Annotated in this window: 17 protein-coding genes, 1 tRNA gene and 1 other RNA gene; 9 read left to right on the top strand and 10 right to left on the bottom strand. The window is 64.9% G+C overall.

The features are described 5' to 3' along the window. Positions 1–16 precede the first annotated feature (16 nt). An RNA gene (rnpB, locus tag IWX65_RS02675) (RNase P RNA component class A) lies at positions 17–412 on the bottom strand. 89 nt (positions 413–501) lie between these two features. Between rnpB and IWX65_RS02670 the strand changes: the two genes are divergently transcribed. Next, a complete protein-coding gene (locus tag IWX65_RS02670) occupies positions 502–1,272 on the top strand; it encodes a YaaA family protein (RefSeq protein ID WP_196880915.1) in 771 nt (256 codons plus the stop codon). On the opposite strand, the gene IWX65_RS02665 is transcribed toward IWX65_RS02670, so the two are convergent. From IWX65_RS02665 to IWX65_RS02655, 3 genes are all read right to left on the bottom strand, one after another. After that, on the bottom strand, positions 1,269–2,240 hold the full coding sequence (locus tag IWX65_RS02665; RefSeq protein ID WP_196880914.1) for a reverse transcriptase-like protein: 972 nt from the start codon (positions 2,238–2,240) through the stop codon (positions 1,269–1,271). The genes IWX65_RS02670 and IWX65_RS02665 overlap by 4 nt on opposite strands. Positions 2,241–2,245: 5 nt before the next feature. Next, positions 2,246–2,986 (bottom strand): zinc ribbon domain-containing protein, encoded by a 741-nt coding sequence (locus IWX65_RS02660; RefSeq protein ID WP_196880913.1) that lies wholly within the window; start codon positions 2,984–2,986, stop codon positions 2,246–2,248. A 78-nt stretch (positions 2,987–3,064) separates the two neighbouring features. Beyond that, positions 3,065–3,946, bottom strand: coding sequence for a Nif3-like dinuclear metal center hexameric protein (locus tag IWX65_RS02655; protein WP_196880912.1), 882 nt, complete (start codon positions 3,944–3,946; stop codon positions 3,065–3,067). Between the two features lie 65 nt (positions 3,947–4,011). Here IWX65_RS02655 and msrA point away from each other — a divergent pair, with 65 nt between their 5' ends. The 3 genes from msrA (at position 4,012) to epsC (ending at position 6,166) form a co-directional block, all read left to right on the top strand. Beyond that, a complete protein-coding gene (msrA, locus tag IWX65_RS02650) occupies positions 4,012–4,536 on the top strand; it encodes a peptide-methionine (S)-S-oxide reductase MsrA (protein ID WP_196880911.1) in 525 nt (174 codons plus the stop codon). Between the two features lie 82 nt (positions 4,537–4,618). Beyond that, a complete protein-coding gene (cysK, locus tag IWX65_RS02645) occupies positions 4,619–5,554 on the top strand; it encodes a cysteine synthase A (protein WP_196880910.1) in 936 nt (311 codons plus the stop codon). A 24-nt stretch (positions 5,555–5,578) separates the two neighbouring features. Beyond that, positions 5,579–6,166: a serine O-acetyltransferase EpsC gene (gene epsC, locus IWX65_RS02640; RefSeq protein ID WP_196880909.1), complete on the top strand. Its 588-nt coding sequence runs from the start codon at positions 5,579–5,581 to the stop codon at positions 6,164–6,166. A 59-nt stretch (positions 6,167–6,225) separates the two neighbouring features. Here the strand turns inward: epsC and gndA are convergent, their stop codons facing one another. Next, the gene (gndA, locus tag IWX65_RS02635) at positions 6,226–7,665 is read right to left on the bottom strand and encodes an NADP-dependent phosphogluconate dehydrogenase (RefSeq protein ID WP_196880908.1); all 1,440 of its coding nucleotides are present in this window, start codon (positions 7,663–7,665) and stop codon (positions 6,226–6,228) included. 200 nt (positions 7,666–7,865) lie between these two features. On the opposite strand from gndA, the gene IWX65_RS02630 reads away from it, so the two are divergent. The 3 genes from IWX65_RS02630 to IWX65_RS02620 are packed head-to-tail and all read left to right on the top strand — an operon-like array spanning position 7,866 to position 11,013. Beyond that, positions 7,866–8,159: a hypothetical protein gene (locus IWX65_RS02630; RefSeq protein ID WP_196880907.1), complete on the top strand. Its 294-nt coding sequence runs from the start codon at positions 7,866–7,868 to the stop codon at positions 8,157–8,159. 54 nt (positions 8,160–8,213) lie between these two features. After that, complete coding sequence (gene rlmN, locus IWX65_RS02625; RefSeq protein WP_196822114.1) at positions 8,214–9,431, top strand: 23S rRNA (adenine(2503)-C(2))-methyltransferase RlmN; 1,218 nt, start codon at positions 8,214–8,216, stop codon at positions 9,429–9,431. Between the two features lie 55 nt (positions 9,432–9,486). After that, positions 9,487–11,013: a glycosyltransferase family 39 protein gene (locus tag IWX65_RS02620; protein WP_196880906.1), complete on the top strand. Its 1,527-nt coding sequence runs from the start codon at positions 9,487–9,489 to the stop codon at positions 11,011–11,013. A gap of 78 nt (positions 11,014–11,091) precedes the next feature. Here the strand turns inward: IWX65_RS02620 and IWX65_RS02615 are convergent. Then, positions 11,092–11,164: transfer RNA gene (locus tag IWX65_RS02615), tRNA-Val, on the bottom strand. Between the two features lie 216 nt (positions 11,165–11,380). Here IWX65_RS02615 and IWX65_RS02610 point away from each other — a divergent pair. After that, positions 11,381–12,817, top strand: a complete 1,437-nt coding sequence (locus IWX65_RS02610; RefSeq protein WP_196880905.1) for a glycosyltransferase family 39 protein — start codon at positions 11,381–11,383, stop codon at positions 12,815–12,817. A 4-nt stretch (positions 12,818–12,821) separates the two neighbouring features. Here IWX65_RS02610 and IWX65_RS02605 read toward each other — a convergent pair whose 3' ends face one another. From IWX65_RS02605 to IWX65_RS02590, 4 genes are all read right to left on the bottom strand, one after another. Then, a complete protein-coding gene (locus IWX65_RS02605) occupies positions 12,822–13,268 on the bottom strand; it encodes a hypothetical protein (RefSeq protein ID WP_196880904.1) in 447 nt (148 codons plus the stop codon). Positions 13,269–13,431: 163 nt separating this feature from the next. After that, positions 13,432–14,364, bottom strand: coding sequence for an NAD-dependent protein deacetylase (locus tag IWX65_RS02600; RefSeq protein ID WP_196880903.1), 933 nt, complete (start codon positions 14,362–14,364; stop codon positions 13,432–13,434). Beyond that, complete coding sequence (locus IWX65_RS02595) at positions 14,361–14,831, bottom strand: redoxin domain-containing protein (protein ID WP_196880902.1); 471 nt, start codon at positions 14,829–14,831, stop codon at positions 14,361–14,363. Before IWX65_RS02595 ends, IWX65_RS02600 begins: the two co-directional genes overlap by 4 nt. Before the next feature lies 1 nt (position 14,832). Beyond that, the gene (locus IWX65_RS02590) at positions 14,833–15,252 is read right to left on the bottom strand and encodes a DUF3052 domain-containing protein (RefSeq protein ID WP_196880901.1); all 420 of its coding nucleotides are present in this window, start codon (positions 15,250–15,252) and stop codon (positions 14,833–14,835) included. A gap of 376 nt (positions 15,253–15,628) precedes the next feature. On the opposite strand from IWX65_RS02590, the gene aceE reads away from it, so the two are divergent. Then, on the top strand, positions 15,629–18,364 hold the full coding sequence (gene aceE, locus IWX65_RS02585; protein WP_196880900.1) for a pyruvate dehydrogenase (acetyl-transferring), homodimeric type: 2,736 nt from the start codon (positions 15,629–15,631) through the stop codon (positions 18,362–18,364). Positions 18,365–18,439 lie beyond the last annotated feature (75 nt).

The following is an 18,439-nucleotide window of genomic DNA, read 5'->3' as shown; positions in this document are numbered from 1 at the left end:
GTTGACTACTTGGAAAGGGATGGGTCGACCGATACGCCGGGTTCTGTCATCCCGCACCGTTACCGGCCCGGGAGTGGCGGCCATCCATCTACGAGCGCCGTTGCCGACGCCCTCCAGCGGCCTACCCGTGCACTCGGGCGGGCAGCCCTCAAGCGCGCACTGTCTGGCCTTGCTCCGGGTGGGGTTTACCTAGCCGCACCGGTCACCCGGCACGCTGGTGGTCTCTTACACCACCGTTTCACCCTTACTCCCCTGCCGGTTGACGGCGGGAAGCGGTCTATTCTCTGTGGCACTGGCCTGCGGGTCACCCCGAGTGGGCGTTACCCACCACCCTGCCCTGCGGAGCCCGGACGTTCCTCGGTGGTTCTCATGCCTTACGGCACTCCTCCAACGCGGCCGCCTGATCGACCCATCCAGCTCCGATTATACGGCGTATGGCGTGCACGACGTGCCGGCCGGCCTGTGCGGGCCCGGCACCCTACCTTCGGTAAAGTTGATCCGGTGCTGATCCTGCTGCCCCCCTCCGAAGGAAAATCCGCGGTATCCAAAGGGCACCCGGTCTCACTGGCCGAACTTCATTTCCCGGAGCTCAACAAGGCCCGGTCGGAAGTACTGACGGCCCTCCGGCAGGCGAGCGGGCATCCCGATGCCCACCGGATCCTCGGAGTCGGCGCCTCGCTCGTCGACGACGTCCAGCGGAACCTCCTGCTCGACGTCGAGCCTTCGGGCCCGGCCCACGACGTGTATTCAGGGGTTCTGTATGATGCGCTCGACTACCGCCACCTGACCGCGCTCCAGAAAAGGAAGGCACGGGAACACATAGTCATCATCTCGGCACTCTGGGGCGCGCTTCGCTTCGGTGATCCGATCCCTGCGTACCGGTTGTCGATGTCGGTGGACCTCCCTGGTACCGGCAGGCTTTCCTCATTCTGGAAAAGGGTCCTGGACGAGCCCCTGCGGACACACGCTGGTTCATCCCTCGTGGTCGACTGCAGATCAAGCACCTACGCGGCCGCCTGGTCACCCCCGGTGGAGAACAGCGTCGCAGTGAATGTCTATCAGGCGCGCAACGGAAAGTGGACCGTCGTCTCCCACTTCGCGAAACACACACGCGGCGAACTGGCTCGCCACCTGATCACCAGGCGCGGGAAGATCCCGGAGTCGCCAGCGCAGCTGCTCAGGGCCGCACAGGAACGGTGGACCGCGGAACTGGCGCCTGGAAGCGGGAAACGGGGCTCCCAGCTGAATCTCCTGCTCCCTCCGACCGTCTAGCCGGGCGCGTCGGCCACTAGTTCCACTTCGAAGCCTTCGTCGTTTTCGAGGTAGGCGGCATAGTGCCCAGGGCCCCCGGCGAAAGGGTGCCGATCCGCGAACAGAAGCGTCCAGCCGTGACTTGTGGCGCGCCGCGCCAGCAGGTCCACCTCGCTGCGGGTTCCGGCGGCAAAGGCCAGGTGGTTGACTCCGGGACGACGCCGGTGGTGGCCTTCGGGAGCCACGTCCGGTCCGGATTCGAGCACCACGTAGAAGCCCTCTCCCCCGTAGCTGACGCCGTCCTTCCAGTTTTCCCGTGCGGGGAAACCGAGGCGCTCGAGCAGCCAGCCGACGCTCCGGACTCCCTTGTCGAGATCTGCGACCCAGATTTCGATGTGGTGCAGCCGTCCGGAAAGCTTCGGTCTCGCAGGCGCTGCGCCGGGCACGGCTGCGCCGGCAGGAGAACTCCCGGAACCTCCTCCCGACGAAACGGCCTTTCGGGGAACCCAATCGACGCCCGCCATGCCGGCGTCCATTGCCTCGTTGGAAAGCCGGTCGGCGTCCTTGTTGCGCTCGCGCGGGATCCACTCGTAGGTGACGTTCCGCGGGTCCACCACCTTGCGCGCCTTACCGGCGAGAACGCGCATGTCGGCGTGCTTGATCTGCCATCGGCCCGACATCTGCTCGACCACGAGCTTCGAGTCCATCTTCACGTGGATCCGTGCTCCGGGGTCGATCTCCTGCGCAAGTTCCAGTCCTGCCACCAGGCCCGAGTACTCGGCCACATTGTTCGACGCCTTACCGATGTAGGCCGCCTTCTCCACGAGGATGGCGCCGGTCGCAGGATCGCGTACCAGCGCGCCATAGCCCGCATGGCCCGGATTTCCACGGGAACCGCCGTCGGCCTCCACGATCAGCTGCCCGCCACGAACAGGATGCTGCGCATCATCCCGGGCATGGGGGTTGAACAGCTCGGCGTCGGCTGCCACTGAAATCAGTTCCCCCACTCCGACGAGCGGACAAGGATGCAGCCCGAATCGGGACACATCACTATGTCATCCGGTGCGGCGCGGAGGATCTCCGCGAGGTCGCCCGGGCTGAGCTGCATTCCGGACCCCTCCGAGGTGCCATGGAACAGACGCGCAGCACCCACCCCCCGTTTGGCGAGCGTTTTCTCGTAGATCGCGAGTAGCGGGGCATCGATGGTCGCCGCCAACTCGTTCCGCTCGGCCTGGACGGTTGAGCGCTGGCCGGCAATCTGCACCAGGTCCGCGTCCCGGGCCTCCTCGAGCTCTTTCAACTCACGCCGCACCGAATCGGTGCGCTCCTGCACGGCCACCTGCGCGGCTCGTGCCGCCTCGGCGCGTTCCATGATGTCCAGTTCCACGTCCTCCAGATCGGACCGGCGCCGTGTCAGCGAGGCCACCTCGCTCTGGAGGGCAGTGAGGTCCTTCGAGGTTCCCTGTCCGCTGTTCAGGCGTTTTTCATCGCGTTCGATCCGGCCCACCACTGCCTGGACGTCGTCTTCCGCACGGGTGAGCTCGCGCTCGAGGTCCGCCAGCTCCGTACTTGCCCGGACGAGCTCACCGTCCACGGTGGCCACCCTTCCACCGAGCACGGCAAGCTCGGAGTTGTTCTGCACCACCGCGGCCTGCCTCTGGAGCTGGTTCAGCCGTGAATCGAGCGCCTGCAGATCGAGCAGTCGCAATTGTTCCTCTGGTGCAGCCTTGGCCACGGGATACCTCCGCGTTGGGGACGAATGACGTTCCCTCCAGCCTATGGCACGGCGGGAATGAGCACGGCGGGAGCCGGTTCAGTGGCCGGGGGTGAGGACGAAGTCCCAGGGGTCGGTATTGATGCCGCTGACCCGGATGTCGGCGTCGAACCCCTGGTCGGCCAGCATGTTGCCCAGCGCTGCCGACGCCGGCGTCAGCCACAACCACTCGCTGCCGAAGTGGGAGACATCGATCAGGTAGGGCCTTCCGTTGCCCGCCGCCTCCCGGACCTCAGAGGCCGGATGGTGGCGCAGGTCGGCGGTGACATAGACGTCCGCCTGGCTCGCCCGGACCTCCGGGAACAGCGAGTCTCCCGCGCCTCCGCATACTGCGACCCGCCGGATCAGCCCGTCCTTGTCACCGGCTACCCGTACTCCCCCGGCCACCGCCGGCAACAGGGAGAACACCACGCCGGCGAAGTCACCGAGGGTCGTCGCATCGGGAAGGTTCCCCACGCGGCCGATACCCTCCTCGGGCAATCCGTCGCGGGCCTTCACCAGGGGCTGCACGTCCTGGAGGCCCAGGGCGTCCGCAAGGACATCGGATACGCCTCCGACGGCGCTGTCACCGTTGGTGTGGACGGTGACCAGGGCACACCCGCTTTCGATCAGGCGGTGCACGATCTCTCCCTTGAACCCGGACGCCGCCACCGAATGGACCGGCTTCAGGAGGAGCGGGTGGTGCGAGATGATCAGCTGCGCCCCCCAGTCGAGTGCTTCGTCAAGAACTGCAGCAGTGGGATCGACGGTGAAGAGGATACGTTCGACGCCGGCGCCGGCCCTGCCCGCCACCAGCCCCACGGCGTCCCAGTTCTCCGCGAGCGATTCGGGCCACAATTCCTCGATCGCGCCGAGGACGTCCCTCACCGTCGGAACCGTGTCCGCGCCACCGCCGCCGGTGCTCTGCTGGTCAGTTTCCATGGCTCCAGTTCTACCACTCCAACCGGTCCGGGAATCTTCCGGCGTCCGCGCGCATTGTAAAGAGCATGAAGACTCTTGTACTTGGCGGTGGCTGTTTCTGGTGCCTCGACGCCCTCTACCAGCAGACCCGCGGCGTCACCGAGGTGATCTCCGGTTACACCGGTGGCCACACCCGGCACCCCGATTACGACTCGGTGTGTTCGGGCATGACGGGCCACGCGGAGGTCGTCGCAGTGACTTTCGACGAGTCGGTCATTCCCGAGGACGTCGTCCTCGATATGTTCTTCGTCTCGCACGACCCCACCACGCTCAATCGGCAGGGCTATGACGTCGGTACCCAGTACCGGTCCGTTCTGTACTACCAGGACGCTGAGCAGCAGGCCCTCTTCGAGGAGGCGGTGAAGCGCAACCAGGAGAACTGGTCCAACCCGATCGTCACCGAGATCAGCCGCCTGCCCGAGTTCCATGTGGCCGAGGAATACCACCAGGACTTCTACGGCAAGCAGCCGGAGCAGGGCTACTGCCAGGTGATCATCAATCCCAAGCTGGCCAAGGCACGGAAATATTACTCCGAGTGGCTCGCCGCGTAGTTCTCCGGGACTGCTGCAATTAGGATCAGTCCCGGCTCCGCCGGGGAGCTCCGCTGACCCACCCTCGACCAGGCAGGCTTTCATGGCAAAGATTTACGACGACGTCACCCAGTTGGTGGGGCGCACGCCCCTCGTGCGATTGAACCGACTGACCGAGGGCCTCGATGCCCAGGTTGCCGTCAAGCTCGAGTTCTACAATCCCGCGAACAGCGTCAAGGACAGGATCGGCGTCGCCATCATCGACGCCGCCGAGAAGGCCGGAGCGTTGAAGCCCGGTGGAACGATTGTGGAGGGAACCTCCGGGAACACCGGCATCGCACTGGCCATGGTGGGAGCGGCACGGGGTTATCGTGTCATCCTGACCATGCCCGAGACGATGTCCACCGAACGCCGCGTGATGCTGCGGGCCTACGGTGCCGAGATCGTGCTCACGCCCGGATCCGAGGGCATGCGGGGCGCGGTGGACCGGGCGAAGGACATTGTGGGGAGCACCGAGAACGCCATCTGGGCGCAGCAGTTCGCCAACGTGGCCAATCCCGAGATCCACCGGACGACCACCGCCGAGGAAGTCTGGGACGACACCGACGGTAAGGTCGACATCTTCGTGGCCGGCGTCGGTACCGGCGGCACGATCACCGGCGTCGGGCAAGTCCTGAAAAAGCGGAAGCCCGGTGTGCAGATTGTCGCCGTCGAACCTGCGGATTCGCCGATCCTCAACGGCGGCGCGCCCGGGCCCCACAAGATCCAGGGCCTCGGCGCCAACTTCGTTCCTGAGAACCTGGACCGGAACGCCTACGACGAGGTGCTTGATGCCACAGTGGAGGATTCGGTGCGGGTTGCCCGGGACCTCGGGACGCGTGAGGGGATCCTTGGGGGGATTTCATCGGGAGCGATCGTCTGGGCCGCTCTCGAGCTCGCGAAACGGCCCGAGAACGCGGGTAAACTCATCGTGGCCGTTGTTTGCGACTTCGGTGAGCGCTACATTTCGACCGTCCTTTTCGACGACATCCGCAACTAGTTCCACCCCATCAGAAAGTAGTCGGTGAGTTTTCTAGCGAGACTGCGCGAGGATCTTGAGACGGCGCGCACCCATGACCCAGCAGCACGAGGACCCTTCGAGAACACGGTGGTGTACTCGGGGCTCCATGCGATCTGGGCCCACCGGCTCACCTCCCGAATGTGGCGGAAACCGGGCCTGCGTTTCCCCGCCCGAGTTCTCGCGCAACTCGCCCGGACGCTGACCGGGATCGAGATCCATCCTGCCGCGACCATCGGCCGGCGTTTTTTCATCGATCACGGGATGGGCGTCGTGATCGGGGGAACCTCAGAGATCGGCGACGACGTCATGCTGTACCAGGGTGTGACGCTCGGCGGCCGCTCGCTCGAGAAGATCAAACGGCACCCCACGATCGGCGACCGGGTCACCATCGGTGCAGGTGCCAAGGTTCTCGGTCCCATCACCATCGGAGCCGGGAGCGCGGTGGGCGCCAACGCCGTCGTCGTGAAGGACACGCCCCCCGACTCCATCGTGACGGGCATCCCCGCAACCTTCCGGCACCGCGACTCGGCACGGGAGACCCAGCCCGCCGTGGATCCGGCGGAATACGTGGATCCGGCAATCTACATCTAGCTGCATCTGGGCGCGAGAACACGAAAAGCCCCGGACCTGGTCCGGGGCTTTTTCTGTGCCTAGTGGGTGTCGACTGCCTCGATCTCGGTCTTGTCCTCACCCCAGAGGGTGTGGAAGGTACCGTCGGTGTCGACGCGCTGGTAGGTGTGGGCACCGAAGAGGTCGCGCAGTCCCTGGGTCAGGGCCGCCGGCAGGCGTGGACGGCGCAGGCCGTCGTAGTAGGCCAGGGACGCGGAGAACACCGGCACGGGAATGCCGAGTCTGACGGCGGTCGCCACGACCCGGCGCCAGGCCGGCACGGCTCCGGCGATCGATTCCGCGAACGCGGGGGCCAGCAGCAGGTTCGCCGGGCGCGTATCGGCTTCAGCGTAGGCCTTCATGATGTCATCGAGCAGTTCGGCGCGGATGATGCACCCGGCACGCCACAGCGAGGCGATCTCATCGAGCTTGAGCTCCCACCCGTATTCCTTCGCCGCGGCCGTGAGCATATCGATGCCCTGGGCGTAGCTGACCAGCTTCGAGGCATAGAGGGCCAGACGCACATCCTCTACGAAGGAATCCGGCACCTCGACGGTCTCTTCATGGCCGGCCAGGATGCCCTGAGCCAGGATCCGCTGTTCCTTCTGGGAGGACAACCCGCGGGCGAACACGGACTCTGCGATGCCCGAGGTGGGGCTGCCCAGTTCCAGGGCCGAGACCACCGTCCAGCGCCCGGTGCCTTTCTGCCCGGCGGCATCCACCACCACGTCCACGAACGGCTTGCCGGTGCGCGCATCGGTGTGGGCCAGGACCTCGGCGGTGATCTCGATCAGGAAGGAGGAAAGGGTGCCGGTGTTCCAGTCGGTGAAGATCTTGGCCTGCTCGGCCGGTTCGATACCGGCCGCCGAGCGCAGCAGGTCATAGGCCTCCCCGATGACCTGCATGTCCGCGTACTCGATACCGTTGTGCACCATTTTCACGAAATGGCCGGCACCGTCGGTCCCGATCCAGGTGCAGCACGGCGTTCCGTCGTATTTCGCCGAGATCTTCTCCAGCATCGGGCCCAGTGACGCGTAGGACTCCTTGGAGCCGCCGGGCATGATCGAGGGCCCCAGCAGGGCACCTTCCTCACCTCCGGAAACCCCCACGCCGACGAAGTGCAGGTCTCTGGCCGTCAGGACTGCTTCCCGGCGGCGGGTGTCCTCGTAGTGGGAGTTCCCGGCATCGATGATGATGTCGCCGGCCTCCAGCAGCGGGGTGAGCTGATCGATCACCGAATCCACCGGGGCACCGGCCTTGACCATGATCAGCACCCGGCGGGGCTTCTCGAGGGAGTCCACCAACTCCTGCAGTGTTTCCGTGCGGATGAAATCCCCCTCCGTGCCGTGTTTGTCCAGCAGCGCGTCGGTCTTTTCCACCGACCGGTTGTGCAGGGCCACCGTGTACCCGTTCCGGGCCAGATTCCGTGCCAGATTCGCTCCCATGACCGCAAGACCCGTCACACCGATTTGTGCACTCAAGAAGTATCTCCATTCCTCATCAAGGCCGCCCAGGGGCGCCGTGGCTGGACCGGAACGCCGTGCGTGCCGTTCGGTTTGTTCCCTTCACACTATTACCGCGGGCACGCCGACGACCATACAGGCCCCTTCCGATGGGTAATATTTCGGCTCGTTCGCCCGGCTTCTCCGGAATGTCCGGGGCACGGCCTAACCTCCACTGCATGAGTACCGGTTGGCATGGCATTCCCCCCAGCGCAGACCGGTTCGTCGCGCCCGAGGGACTGCCGGAGCCCGCAGCCAGCCAGGTGACCGAACCACCGAAGGCCCTGCCGGTCTGGGCGGAGCTCGTCTATTCCGACGGCGCTGTTGCCACAGTGAAGGGCTTCGCGATGGCGTGGACCAGGTCGGCGGTGCTGCTGCAATGGGTCGAGTATTCACGCGCCAGGGAAACCTGGGTGCGAGCATCGGTGTGCCGAAGAAGGGTTCTGGAGAGCAGAAACACACCCGCTGCGTAGGCATGGGGGCATTATTCGTCGTCGGATGGCACCGGACATGAAAGAATGGTATGGATGTCTGACGTTATCCTCTCCCCCACGCCCGGTTCCAGCCGCCCACAGGTGCGCCCCGAAGTCGAAGGAGCGGAGCCGGTGGTCACAAGCGACGGCCGCCCCCTGCTCCAGTTCAAATCACCGCGGGTCAAGCAGCCGCCGGTGCACCTTGCCGACCTGACGCTCGCCGAGCGGCAGGAGCGGTTGAAGGAACTGGGCCACCCTGCGTTTCGGGCGAAGCAGCTGTCCACCCACTACTTCAGCCACTACACCACGGATCCCGACGCGATGAGCGACCTTCCGAAGGCCGGCCGCGAAGAGCTCGTAGCGGCGATGTTTCCTCCATTGCTGACCGAGATCAAGCGATTGAAGACCGACAACGGCGACACCATCAAATTCCTGTGGCGGCTTTTCGACGGTGCCCTCGTCGAGTCGGTCCTCATGCGGTACCCCGGCCGCATCACGTTGTGCGTCTCCTCACAGTGCGGCTGCGGGATGAACTGCCCATTCTGCGCCACGGGCCAGGCGGGCCTTACACGCAACATGTCCACGGCGGAGATCGTGGACCAGGTGGTCGCGGCCAACCGCGTGTTGGCCGAGGGTGACCTCGGCGGGATGCGGACCGACGGCGGCCACGATGCCGACCGCGTCACGAACATCGTGTTCATGGGCATGGGCGAGCCGCTTGCGAACTACAAGCGCGTCATGGCGGCCGTGCACCGGTTCGTCGACGACTCCCCGGAAGGCCTTGGCATGTCGGCCCGCCACATCACGGTCTCGACCGTGGGCCTGGTGCCCGCCATCAACAAGCTGGCCGCTGAAGAGGTTCCTGTGACCTTCGCGCTGTCGCTCCATGCGCCCGACGACGAACTCCGCGACGAACTGATTCCGGTCAACACCCAGTGGAAGGTCGATGAGGCCCTCGACGCCGCCTACAACTACTACCGCACCACCGGCCGACGCGTGAGCATCGAGTACGCACTCATCAAGGACATGAACGACCACGCGTGGCGCGCCGACCTCCTGGCGAAAAAACTCAACAAGCGGGGACGCGGCTGGGTGCACGTCAATCCGATTCCGCTGAACCCGACACCGGGGTCCATCTGGACTGCGTCGGAGAAGCACGTGGCAGCCGAGTTCATTCAACGGCTGAGGGACGCCGGCATTCCGACGACGCTGCGCGACACCCGCGGCAAGGAAATCGACGGCGCCTGCGGTCAACTCGCCGCCGAGGTGTAGGCGATCCCGGCATTCGTCGAGTGGTGCTCGTGATGCTCCCGGGTAATGTGGCGGGGTGACCCTCGAAACCGCTACTGCAGCACGGAAACGAAGCACCGGCGTCGAGGACGGGCGGGCCTCCATCCGGGCAATCGCCATCCTGCTCGGGATCCTTCAACTTCTGATAGGCGGGCTGTGGTCGGGGACGCCGTCCTACTGGGCAGATGAGGCCGCGACCCTGAGCGCCGCCGGACGAGCGTTTCCTGAGATGCTGAGACTGCTGTCAGGGACTGATGCGGTGCACGGTGCCTACTACGGGATACAGGGCGTTTGGTTGTCGCTGGTGGGCACTGGCGCTTTCCCTGCCCGCCTGACTTCGGTGGCGGCAGTAGCGATGACCGTGTCCGGGGTCGTGCTGCTGGGTGCTCGCCTTGCAGGTAGGCGGGCCGGCGCATACGCGGGTGTCGCCGCCCTCTTCCTGCCGGGTCTGGCATGGACCGGTCTCGAGCTCAGGTCGTACTCATTTTCCGCGATGCTTGCGGTGGCCACTCTCCTGATGCTCGAGGCGGCCCTTCGACGCGGCGGTACAGCCCGCTGGGTGGGGTACGCCATGGCGCTGACGATGTCGGTGTGGGTGTTCGTGTTTGCAGTACTCCTCGTCCTCCCCGCTGCAGCGCTGGCGCGATCCCGAAAGGCGGGTGCGGCGTGGTGGTGGTCCACAGGGGCCGCAGCCGTCGCATCCCTACCCATCGTGGCAGTGACTTCACAGCAGACCTCGCAAGTGACGTGGATCGGGAACGATCCCCGGCAACTGATGGAAAGCATGTTCGTCGGACAGTATTTCTTCGGTCAACGATCGAATGGGGCCTCCGAGAGCTGGTTCGCGCACGCTGCTGTAGCGCTGGCCCTCCTGACGCTCGCGGTGCTTTGCTGGTTCATCCACAGGGCGATACAGGACCGCCGTTCCGAGCAGGTACTGCTCGTCGCCGCCTGGGTCGCAGCCCCTACGCTGATCCTGGTGGGGGTGACACTGCTGGGCAAACCGCTGTACGTGGAACGGTACCTGACGTTCACAGCGCCGGGCTTGTGCCTGTGGGTCGGTTTGGCGTTGGCCGCCATGCCGAAGCGCGCAGGTCTCGCTGCGTTGACCGCTTTCTGCCTTCTCGCGACACCGGTACTCGTGCTGCAGAAGACTCAGGACGCGAAACGTGACAACTATGAGGCGATCGCACGTTTCGTCGACTTCGAGAAGGAACCGGGTGCGGCGGTCATCCACGCCACGATCCAATCCAAGGGCGTGGGTATCGCCTACCCGGATCAGTTCGCGGGCCTTGAGGATGTAGCCCAGGCAGAGGGACCCGTGGAAAGCGCGGAGTTCTGGGGCCGGAATATGCCACCGGACGTTCTCCCGGTGGACGAGCTGGCGGGCCGCCAGGTGTTCGTTCTGACACAGACCCTGTACCCGCACGATCACCCCTTGATGGCCGACCCGTACCGCTTGTTGAAGGCCGACCCGTACGCAGCGCAACTCCTGGATGCCGGGTGCCGACTGGACGGCGAACCGTTCGTGAACACCTACATCGTCTACGTGTTGGACTGCTAGGAGTAGCGCACGCCTCCCGGAACAGCAAAAACCCCGCCGTTCCGGACTGGAAATCTGGAAAGGCGGGGTTCTTCCGTGTGGGTCCTACCGGGATCGAAGCGATGACATCCACGGTGTAAACGTGGCGCTCTACCAGCTGAGCTAAAGACCCGCGGTGATGCCTGACGCTGCCGGTATACCCGACCAGCGGATCATCACGAGGATCGACTATACCTGACCCCTAACCTTTTTCGCCAATTCCTCCTGCCCTGTGCGGCCGTGCGGGGTTCCAGAAATACACTACTCAGGTAGTGTTACTGGTGTGACTTATGTTATAGCCGAGTCTAGGGCGACCCGCGAGGCGCCTGTTGTTGCGCAGAAGTCCCGGGTGCCCTCCATCGCGATCCTGCTCGGAGTCCTCCAGCTCATCATCGGCAGTGCCTCGTCGGCAAGGGCGACCTTCTGGGGCGACGAGGCTGCAACCCTGACCGCTACGAACCGGACACTTGGCGAACTCGCCGAGCTCGTCTGGCAGGTTGACGCCGTCCACAGTGCGTACTACGTCCTCCAGGGCGCCTACATGTCATTCGTCGGCACCTCGCCACTTCCTGCCCGGCTGACCTCCACCGTCGTCGTCGCGCTCTCTGTTGCAGGAATCGTGGTCCTTGGTTCACGGCTCGTCAGTGCAAGGGCGGGCACCTACGCAGGCGTCGTCGCGATCTTCCTGCCTGGCCTCGCCTGGACCAGTACCGAGTTGAGGTCGTTCTCCTTCACGGCGTTCCTTGCGGTGGCAACAATTCTCCTGCTGGAATCCGCCACACGGAACGGTGGTGCTGCTCGCTGGTTCGCCTACGCCGTCGCCCTGGCCGCATCCATCTGGATGTTCGTCTTCGCTGCCCTCCTCATCCTTCCGTGTGCCGTCCTGATCTGGTCGAGGAGGACCATGGGCCCCGGCCTTTGGGCAACGGCCGCAGCGGTAGCAGCATCGGCGCCGATCATCGCACTCACGGCGACCCAGACCGGGCAGGTTGCATGGATCAACCAGAGTCCTACCGAACTCACCGGCAGCGTCCTCGTCGGCCAGTACTTCTTCGGACAACGTTCCCATGAGGTGGATTCAAGCGGCCTGGTTGTCTTCGCCTGGGCGTTGGCCGCCCTGACGGCGTTCCTGCTTGCGGGGTTGGCCAACCGGTACCGGCGACGCGGATGGAAGCCCGAGATCGTCTTAGCTGCAGCATGGGTGATCCTCCCGACGGCGATCATCGTGGCGGTGACGGTCCTCGGTAAGCCCCTGTACCAGGAGCGGTACCTGACCTTCACCATCCCCGGTCTCTGCATCCTCATCGGCGCGGCACTCGCTGCCATGCCGATGAGGGCGGGCCTGGCTGCCGCCATCGCGTTCTGCCTCCTGGCGGCGCCCATCCTCGTCACCCAGAAGACCGAGGGTTTCAAACCTGACAACTACCTTGCGGTTGCCCGCTTCGTGGAATCGCAGAAGGGTCCTGCTTCCACAGCCGTCTACTCTGATATCCGAACCCGCGGAATCGCCCTGTCCTACCCTGAGCGCTTCGCAGGCGTGGAGGATGTGCTGCTCGACGAGACGGCGTCGGACAGTGCTACTTTCTGGGGCACGAATCACCCTCCGGAGAACCTGCGGCCCGATACCCTGTCCGGACGAACCGTGTTCGTCCTCACGTTGACCGAGTACCCGGAAAGCCCCGAATGGCGCGACGATCCCTACGCCGCCAGACTGCTGGGTGCCGGGTGCGACCCCGGCCTCAAGCTCGTTCTCGAGAGCGTCAACGCCTACGCTTTCGACTGCTGAGCGCTCATCCCCGGAACGACGCCATCATTGCCTGTATCTGCCGGTACTCTTTGGAGTCGGTGTAGTCGATCGCAGCCTGCATCGTGGCAACGTCGCGGGATGCAGTGAAGATGACGGACGGATGGTCGAACTCGAACGAGGCGTCGACGGCGGTTCCGGCGTAGGTGGTGAGGTCCGGAGCAGGCTCCTCGGTGACCGGAACAATCGGCGGCACGAGGGCCGGCGTCGTAGCCGGAGGTGACGGGACGCCTACCGGACCCGACGAGGTCGGCACCGGCGCTGTTGAAGCTGCGGCCGTCCGGGTCGGCTCCGGAGAGCGGGGTGTGACGGTCGCTCGGACCGAGGCCTCCGCTGTCGTTCGCTCGTCCGACACCTGCTGGACCGAACCCTGTCCACAGGCCGACACCCCCACCACGACGAACAGCGTAAGCAGTGCGCGCGTCTTTCCCACAGTTCTCCCCCAGTCCATCGATCTGCCCGGTTGCTCCATCGACACACCAGCCGCTTCACATGCTATGGCCACGCGGGGTAGTTCAACTGGACCGTGTCCGGTTTGCAACGCACCGTCCTCGGACACGGCCTGCCGGTATCCCGCATCAATGACGAGGCCCGCCTCAGAGGTCCGGCAGTTGCTCCTCGAGATAGGTCAGCCCTTCGGACACCCCGACGTCGATGAGCAGCGACGCGAACTCGTCGCCCCTCGTCCTACCCCGGTTGACGATGACCACGGGCTTCTGCGCCTTGAAGGCATGCCGAACGAAACGGAGGCCGCTCATCACGGTCAGCGATGAACCGGCCACGAGGAGCGCTTCGGCGTCGTCGACCATCCCGTAGGCCTCGGCAACCCGGTCCCTCGGCACGTTCTCCCCGAAATACACGAAGTCCGGCTTGAGCATCCCGCCGCAGGCGGGACATGGCGCCGGAACGAAATCGGCGGTGTCGTCGACGTCGGCGTCGGCGTCGGGGGCGATGTCCCCCGCATCCGACTCGCGCTCGAGATAGCCCGGATTCAGGGCCTCGAGGAGAACCGCGATGGCCTGGCGCGGGAAAGCGCTGGAACACTGGAGGCAGATGACGCGGTCGAAAGTGCCATGGAGGTCGATGACCTGCCGGCTTCCAGCGGACGAGTGGAGTCGGTCCACGTTCTGCGTGATCACCCCGGTGAGCAGTCCGCGGTGCTCCATGCGTGCGACGGCGGCGTGTCCGGCATTCGGGGCTGCGTGACGCAGATGGCGCCACCCGACGTGGTTGCGCGCCCAGTACCGGCGCCGGAGGCTCTCGTTCCCCACGAACTGCTGGTAGGTCATCGGGTTGCGGGGCACCGAGTCGGGCCCGCGATAGTCGGGAATCCCGGAATCGGTGCTCAGTCCCGCGCCGGTAAGCACGGCAATCCTCGAACCACCCAGGATTTCCACCGCCGCATCGAGCTGCGCGATCTCGGAGGCGCGGAGGGCGGCGAGCCCACTGGCAGGTTTCTTACTGACGAAGCCGGTGAGACCGAGGCGCGGATTGTGTTGCGGGTGCTGCGCCTCGGCGTCGCTGGTCACGCCGACGCCAAGGCTTGAAGGGACCGGGCGTAGTCGGCCATGCTCCGGCTTTCCCCCGGCGCGGATCGAACCACCGACGCAACGGTTCCGTCGGTGGAGATGAAGAACGTCAACCGCCCGGCATGCCCGGTCAGCTCGTCGAAGGCGCCGAATTCGCGGGCTGCGGCACCGTGGGGCCAGAAGTCGGACAACAGGTCGAACTGAAGTCCCAGGGAGTCCGCCCAGGCGCGCAACGCGTACCGATGATCGGCAGAGACGGCGAGCAGACGGACGCCGTTCGATGAAAAGAGCGAGGAGTTGGCCTGCAGCGCCGTCATTTCGTCAGAGCAGACACGCGAGAAGGCGAAAGGAAAGAAAATAAGGGCAGCCGCCTGCCCAGTCAGGCCCCCCGAGCTGACCGTTTCACCGTACTGGTTCGTCAGCGTGAAGCGAGGCGCCGGCTCACCTGGAAGAGGGAGCCCCGCCACGCTACTGTTTCCGGCGGCTGACGAGTCGTGTGGCCAGCCATTCACGGGACACACCCGCGGTCGACGTCGAGTGGAGGCCGGCCGTCGGAGCCGCCTCCTGCACGTCGGCCGGCGGTACGTAGCCGTCCCGTCCATGCTTGGGCGTCAGGAGCCACACCACCCCGCCCGGACCGAGCGAGGTCAGCGAGTCGACCAGAGCGTCGACAAGGTCACCATCGCCGCTCCGCCACCACATGATGACGCCGTCGACAACTTCCTGGTCGTCCTCAGTAAGGAGGTCCGATTCAAGGTCTGCCTCGAGGTGGTCGCGGAAATCGAAATCGACGTCCTCGTCGTAGCCGAGTTCCTGGACAAGATCCCCCGCCTTGAATCCCAACTTGCCCGCCACATTCACTGCAGTGGCGGCTTCGGCCTCACTCACTTGGTTCCTCCTGAGAACACCGGGGCGGTCAACTGACGCGCTCCCTGGGTAGTCGTGCATTATTACCAGCCAACACCTTTATACGCCACGCTTCAAGCCAGCACGACCAAACCGGCGCCTTCGGCGCCCGTAACCGGTAGTAATAGGAGTCAAGGCGACGCCCTCGGCGTAATCCCCGGCGCAATCCTCGCCGGCCTGCTTCTCGGCTACGCAGGATCGCCGCAGCGGAGATAGAGTGAATGGTTAGATGGCCGCGGCATAAGCACCGCACGGCCACGCATCAATTCTCGGAGATATCTCTCCGGAGCAAAAGTCATAAGCGTCGCAGACAGAATCTGTGTAAGTGGAGAGGTTTCGCGTGGCTGCAGAAGAAGGTATGGCGGATATTCTGAGTGGTTTGACCGCGGGCAAGCCCGATGGTGATCCTGAGGAGACGGCTGAGTGGATCGAATCCCTTGACGAGTTGATCCGGTCCCAGGGTACGGAGCGTGCGCAGTTCATCATGCGTTCCCTGCTGCAGCGGGCGGGTGCGCAGAGCGTCGGCGTGCCGATGGTGACCACTACGGATTACGTCAACACGATTCCGGCGGACCAAGAGCCCGAGTTTCCCGGAGATGAGGAGATCGAGCGGAAGTACCGTGCGTGGATGCGGTGGAACGCCGCGGTGATGGTGCACCGCGCCCAGCGTTCGGATATCGGGGTGGGCGGCCATATCTCCACGTATGCCGGTGCCGCGACCCTGTATGAGGTCGGCTACAACCACTTCTTCAAGGGCAAGGACCATCCGAGCGGTGGAGATCACGTTTTCTTCCAAGGCCACGCGTCGCCGGGAATGTATGCGCGGGCGTTCCTCGAGGGCCGGTTGAGCGAGGATGACCTCAACGGGTTCCGGCAGGAGAAGTCCAAGGAAGGCTCCGCACTCTCCTCGTATCCGCACCCACGGTTGATGCCGGGGTTCTGGGAGTTCCCCACCGTGTCGATGGGCATCGGCCCGATGAACGCGATCTACCAGGCGCAGTCGAACCGGTACCTCGCCAACCGCGGCCTGAAGGACACTTCCGGGCAGCAGGTGTGGGCATTCCTCGGTGATGGGGAGATGGACGAACCGGAATCGCGGGGTTTGTTGCAGCTCGCCGCGAACGAGGGCCTGGATAACCTGAACTTCGTGATCAACTGCAATCTGCAGCGCCTCGACGGACCGGTGCGCGGTAACGGCAAGATCATGCAGGAACTGGAGGCGTTCTTCCGCGGAGCGGGGTGGAACGTCATCAAGGTGGTCTGGGGCCGTGAGTGGGATGACCTGCTGGAGAAGGATCGCGAGGGCGCGCTGGTGGACATCATGAACCAGACTCCCGACGGCGACTACCAGACCTACAAGGCCGAGTCCGGCGGGTTCGTGCGGGATCACTTCTTCGGCAAGTCCCCGGAGACCAAGGCCATGGTGGAGGATCTCACCGACGCCGAGATCTGGAACCTCAAGCGCGGCGGGCATGACTATCGCAAGGTTTACGCGGCGTACAAGGCGGCCACCGAATTCAAGGGCAAACCCACGGTCATTCTGGCCAAGACGGTCAAGGGCTACGGACTGGGGCCGCACTTCGAGGGGCGCAACGCGACCCACCAGATGAAGAAACTGACCCTGGAGGATCTGAAGGCGTTCCGGGACCACCTGCGGATTCCGGTCACCGATGAGCAGATCGACGATGATCTGTACAACCCTCCGTACTACCACCCGGGCATGGACGCACCGGAAATCAAGTACCTGATGGAGCGCCGGCGCGAGTTGGGCGGGTTCGTGCCCGAACGGCGCACCAAGCACACCGAGGTGACCCTACCGGGCGACGCAGCCTACGAGGTTGCCAAGCGCGGCTCGGGTAAGCAGCAGGCCGCCACAACCATGGCGTTCGTCCGGGTCCTCAAGGAGCTGATGCGCGACAAGGGCTTCGGTACCCGGGTGGTGCCGATCGTCCCGGATGAGGCGCGGACGTTCGGCATGGACTCGTTCTTCCCGACCGCGAAAATCTACAATCCCAAGGGCCAGAACTACCTGTCCGTTGACCGGGACCTGGTCCTGGCGTACAAGGAATCCACCAGCGGGCAGATCCTGCACGCCGGAATCAACGAGGCCGGCTCGATGGCAGCGTTCACCGCCGCAGGCACCGCCTACGCCACGCACGGCGAGCCGCTGATCCCGATCTACGTGTTCTACTCGATGTTCGGATTCCAGCGCACCGGGGACTCGATCTGGGCCGCGGCGGATCAGATGACCCGCGGGTTCATCATCGGGGCCACCGCCGGGCGGACCACGCTCACCGGCGAGGGACTCCAGCATGCCGACGGGCACTCCCCGATCCTGGCCTCCACCAACCCGGCGGTCATCACCTACGATCCGGCTTTCGGCTACGAGATCGGGCATATCATGCGCGACGGCCTGAACCGGATGTATGGGGACATCGGGGACCAACCCGAGTCGTTCCGCAACGTCATGTACTACATCACCGTCTACAACGAGCCGTTCGTCCAGCCACCGGAACCGGAAGGGCTCGATATCGAGGGCCTGCTCAAGGGCATCTACCTGGCCGCTCCGGCGAAGATCGACGGGCCACGCACCCAACTGCTGGCCTCAGGTGTCGCCGTCCCGTGGGCGATCGATGCCCAACGGATCCTCGCCGAGGACTGGGGTGTCTCCGCCGACGTCTGGTCCGTCACCTCCTGGAACGAACTACGCCGCGACGGACTGGATGCGGAGGAGGAAGCGTTCCTGAACCCCGACGCCGAACCCCGCAAGCCCTTCATCACCCAGCAACTCGAGGGTGCAACCGGTCCTATCGTGGCAGTCAGTGACTTCATGAAAGCCGTCCCTGACCAGATCCGCCAGTTCCTGCCCAACGAGTTCGCGACCCTGGGCGCTGACGGCTTCGGTTTCTCCGATACCCGTGCCGCAGCCCGCCGCTACTTCAAGATCGACAGCCACTCCGTCGTGGTCCGCGCCCTGGAAATGCTCGCCCGACGCGGCGAAGTAGACGCCGACGCCCCCCGCGAGGCCATCGAGAAGTATTCACTGCACGACATCAACGCCGGTACCACCGGCAACACCGGAGGCGAAAGCTAGCACCCCCTCCACGCAACCGGATACGACGACGACGGGCAGGCCAACCAAGGCCCGCCCGTCGTCGTCGCTTTTGTA

The sequence above is a fragment of the Arthrobacter sp. CAN_A214 genome (assembly GCF_015751955.1).
Taxonomy (GTDB): Bacteria; Actinomycetota; Actinomycetes; order Actinomycetales; family Micrococcaceae; genus Arthrobacter_D.
Note: the sequence above shows the minus strand (reverse complement) of the source record. Positions and strands in the feature narration are given on the sequence as shown.

Excerpts from the sequence above, each read along its gene's own strand:
- IWX65_RS02655 (WP_196880912.1), bottom strand. The coding sequence starts at position 3,946 with ATGGAAACTGACCAGCAGAGCACCGGCGGCGGTGGCGCGGACACGGTT.
- msrA (WP_196880911.1), top strand. The coding sequence starts at position 4,012 with ATGAAGACTCTTGTACTTGGCGGTGGCTGTTTCTGGTGCCTCGACGCC.
- cysK (WP_196880910.1), top strand. The coding sequence starts at position 4,619 with ATGGCAAAGATTTACGACGACGTCACCCAGTTGGTGGGGCGCACGCCC.
- IWX65_RS02630 (WP_196880907.1), top strand. The coding sequence starts at position 7,866 with ATGAGTACCGGTTGGCATGGCATTCCCCCCAGCGCAGACCGGTTCGTC.
- rlmN (WP_196822114.1), top strand. The coding sequence starts at position 8,214 with ATGTCTGACGTTATCCTCTCCCCCACGCCCGGTTCCAGCCGCCCACAG.
- aceE (WP_196880900.1), top strand. The coding sequence starts at position 15,629 with ATGGCGGATATTCTGAGTGGTTTGACCGCGGGCAAGCCCGATGGTGAT.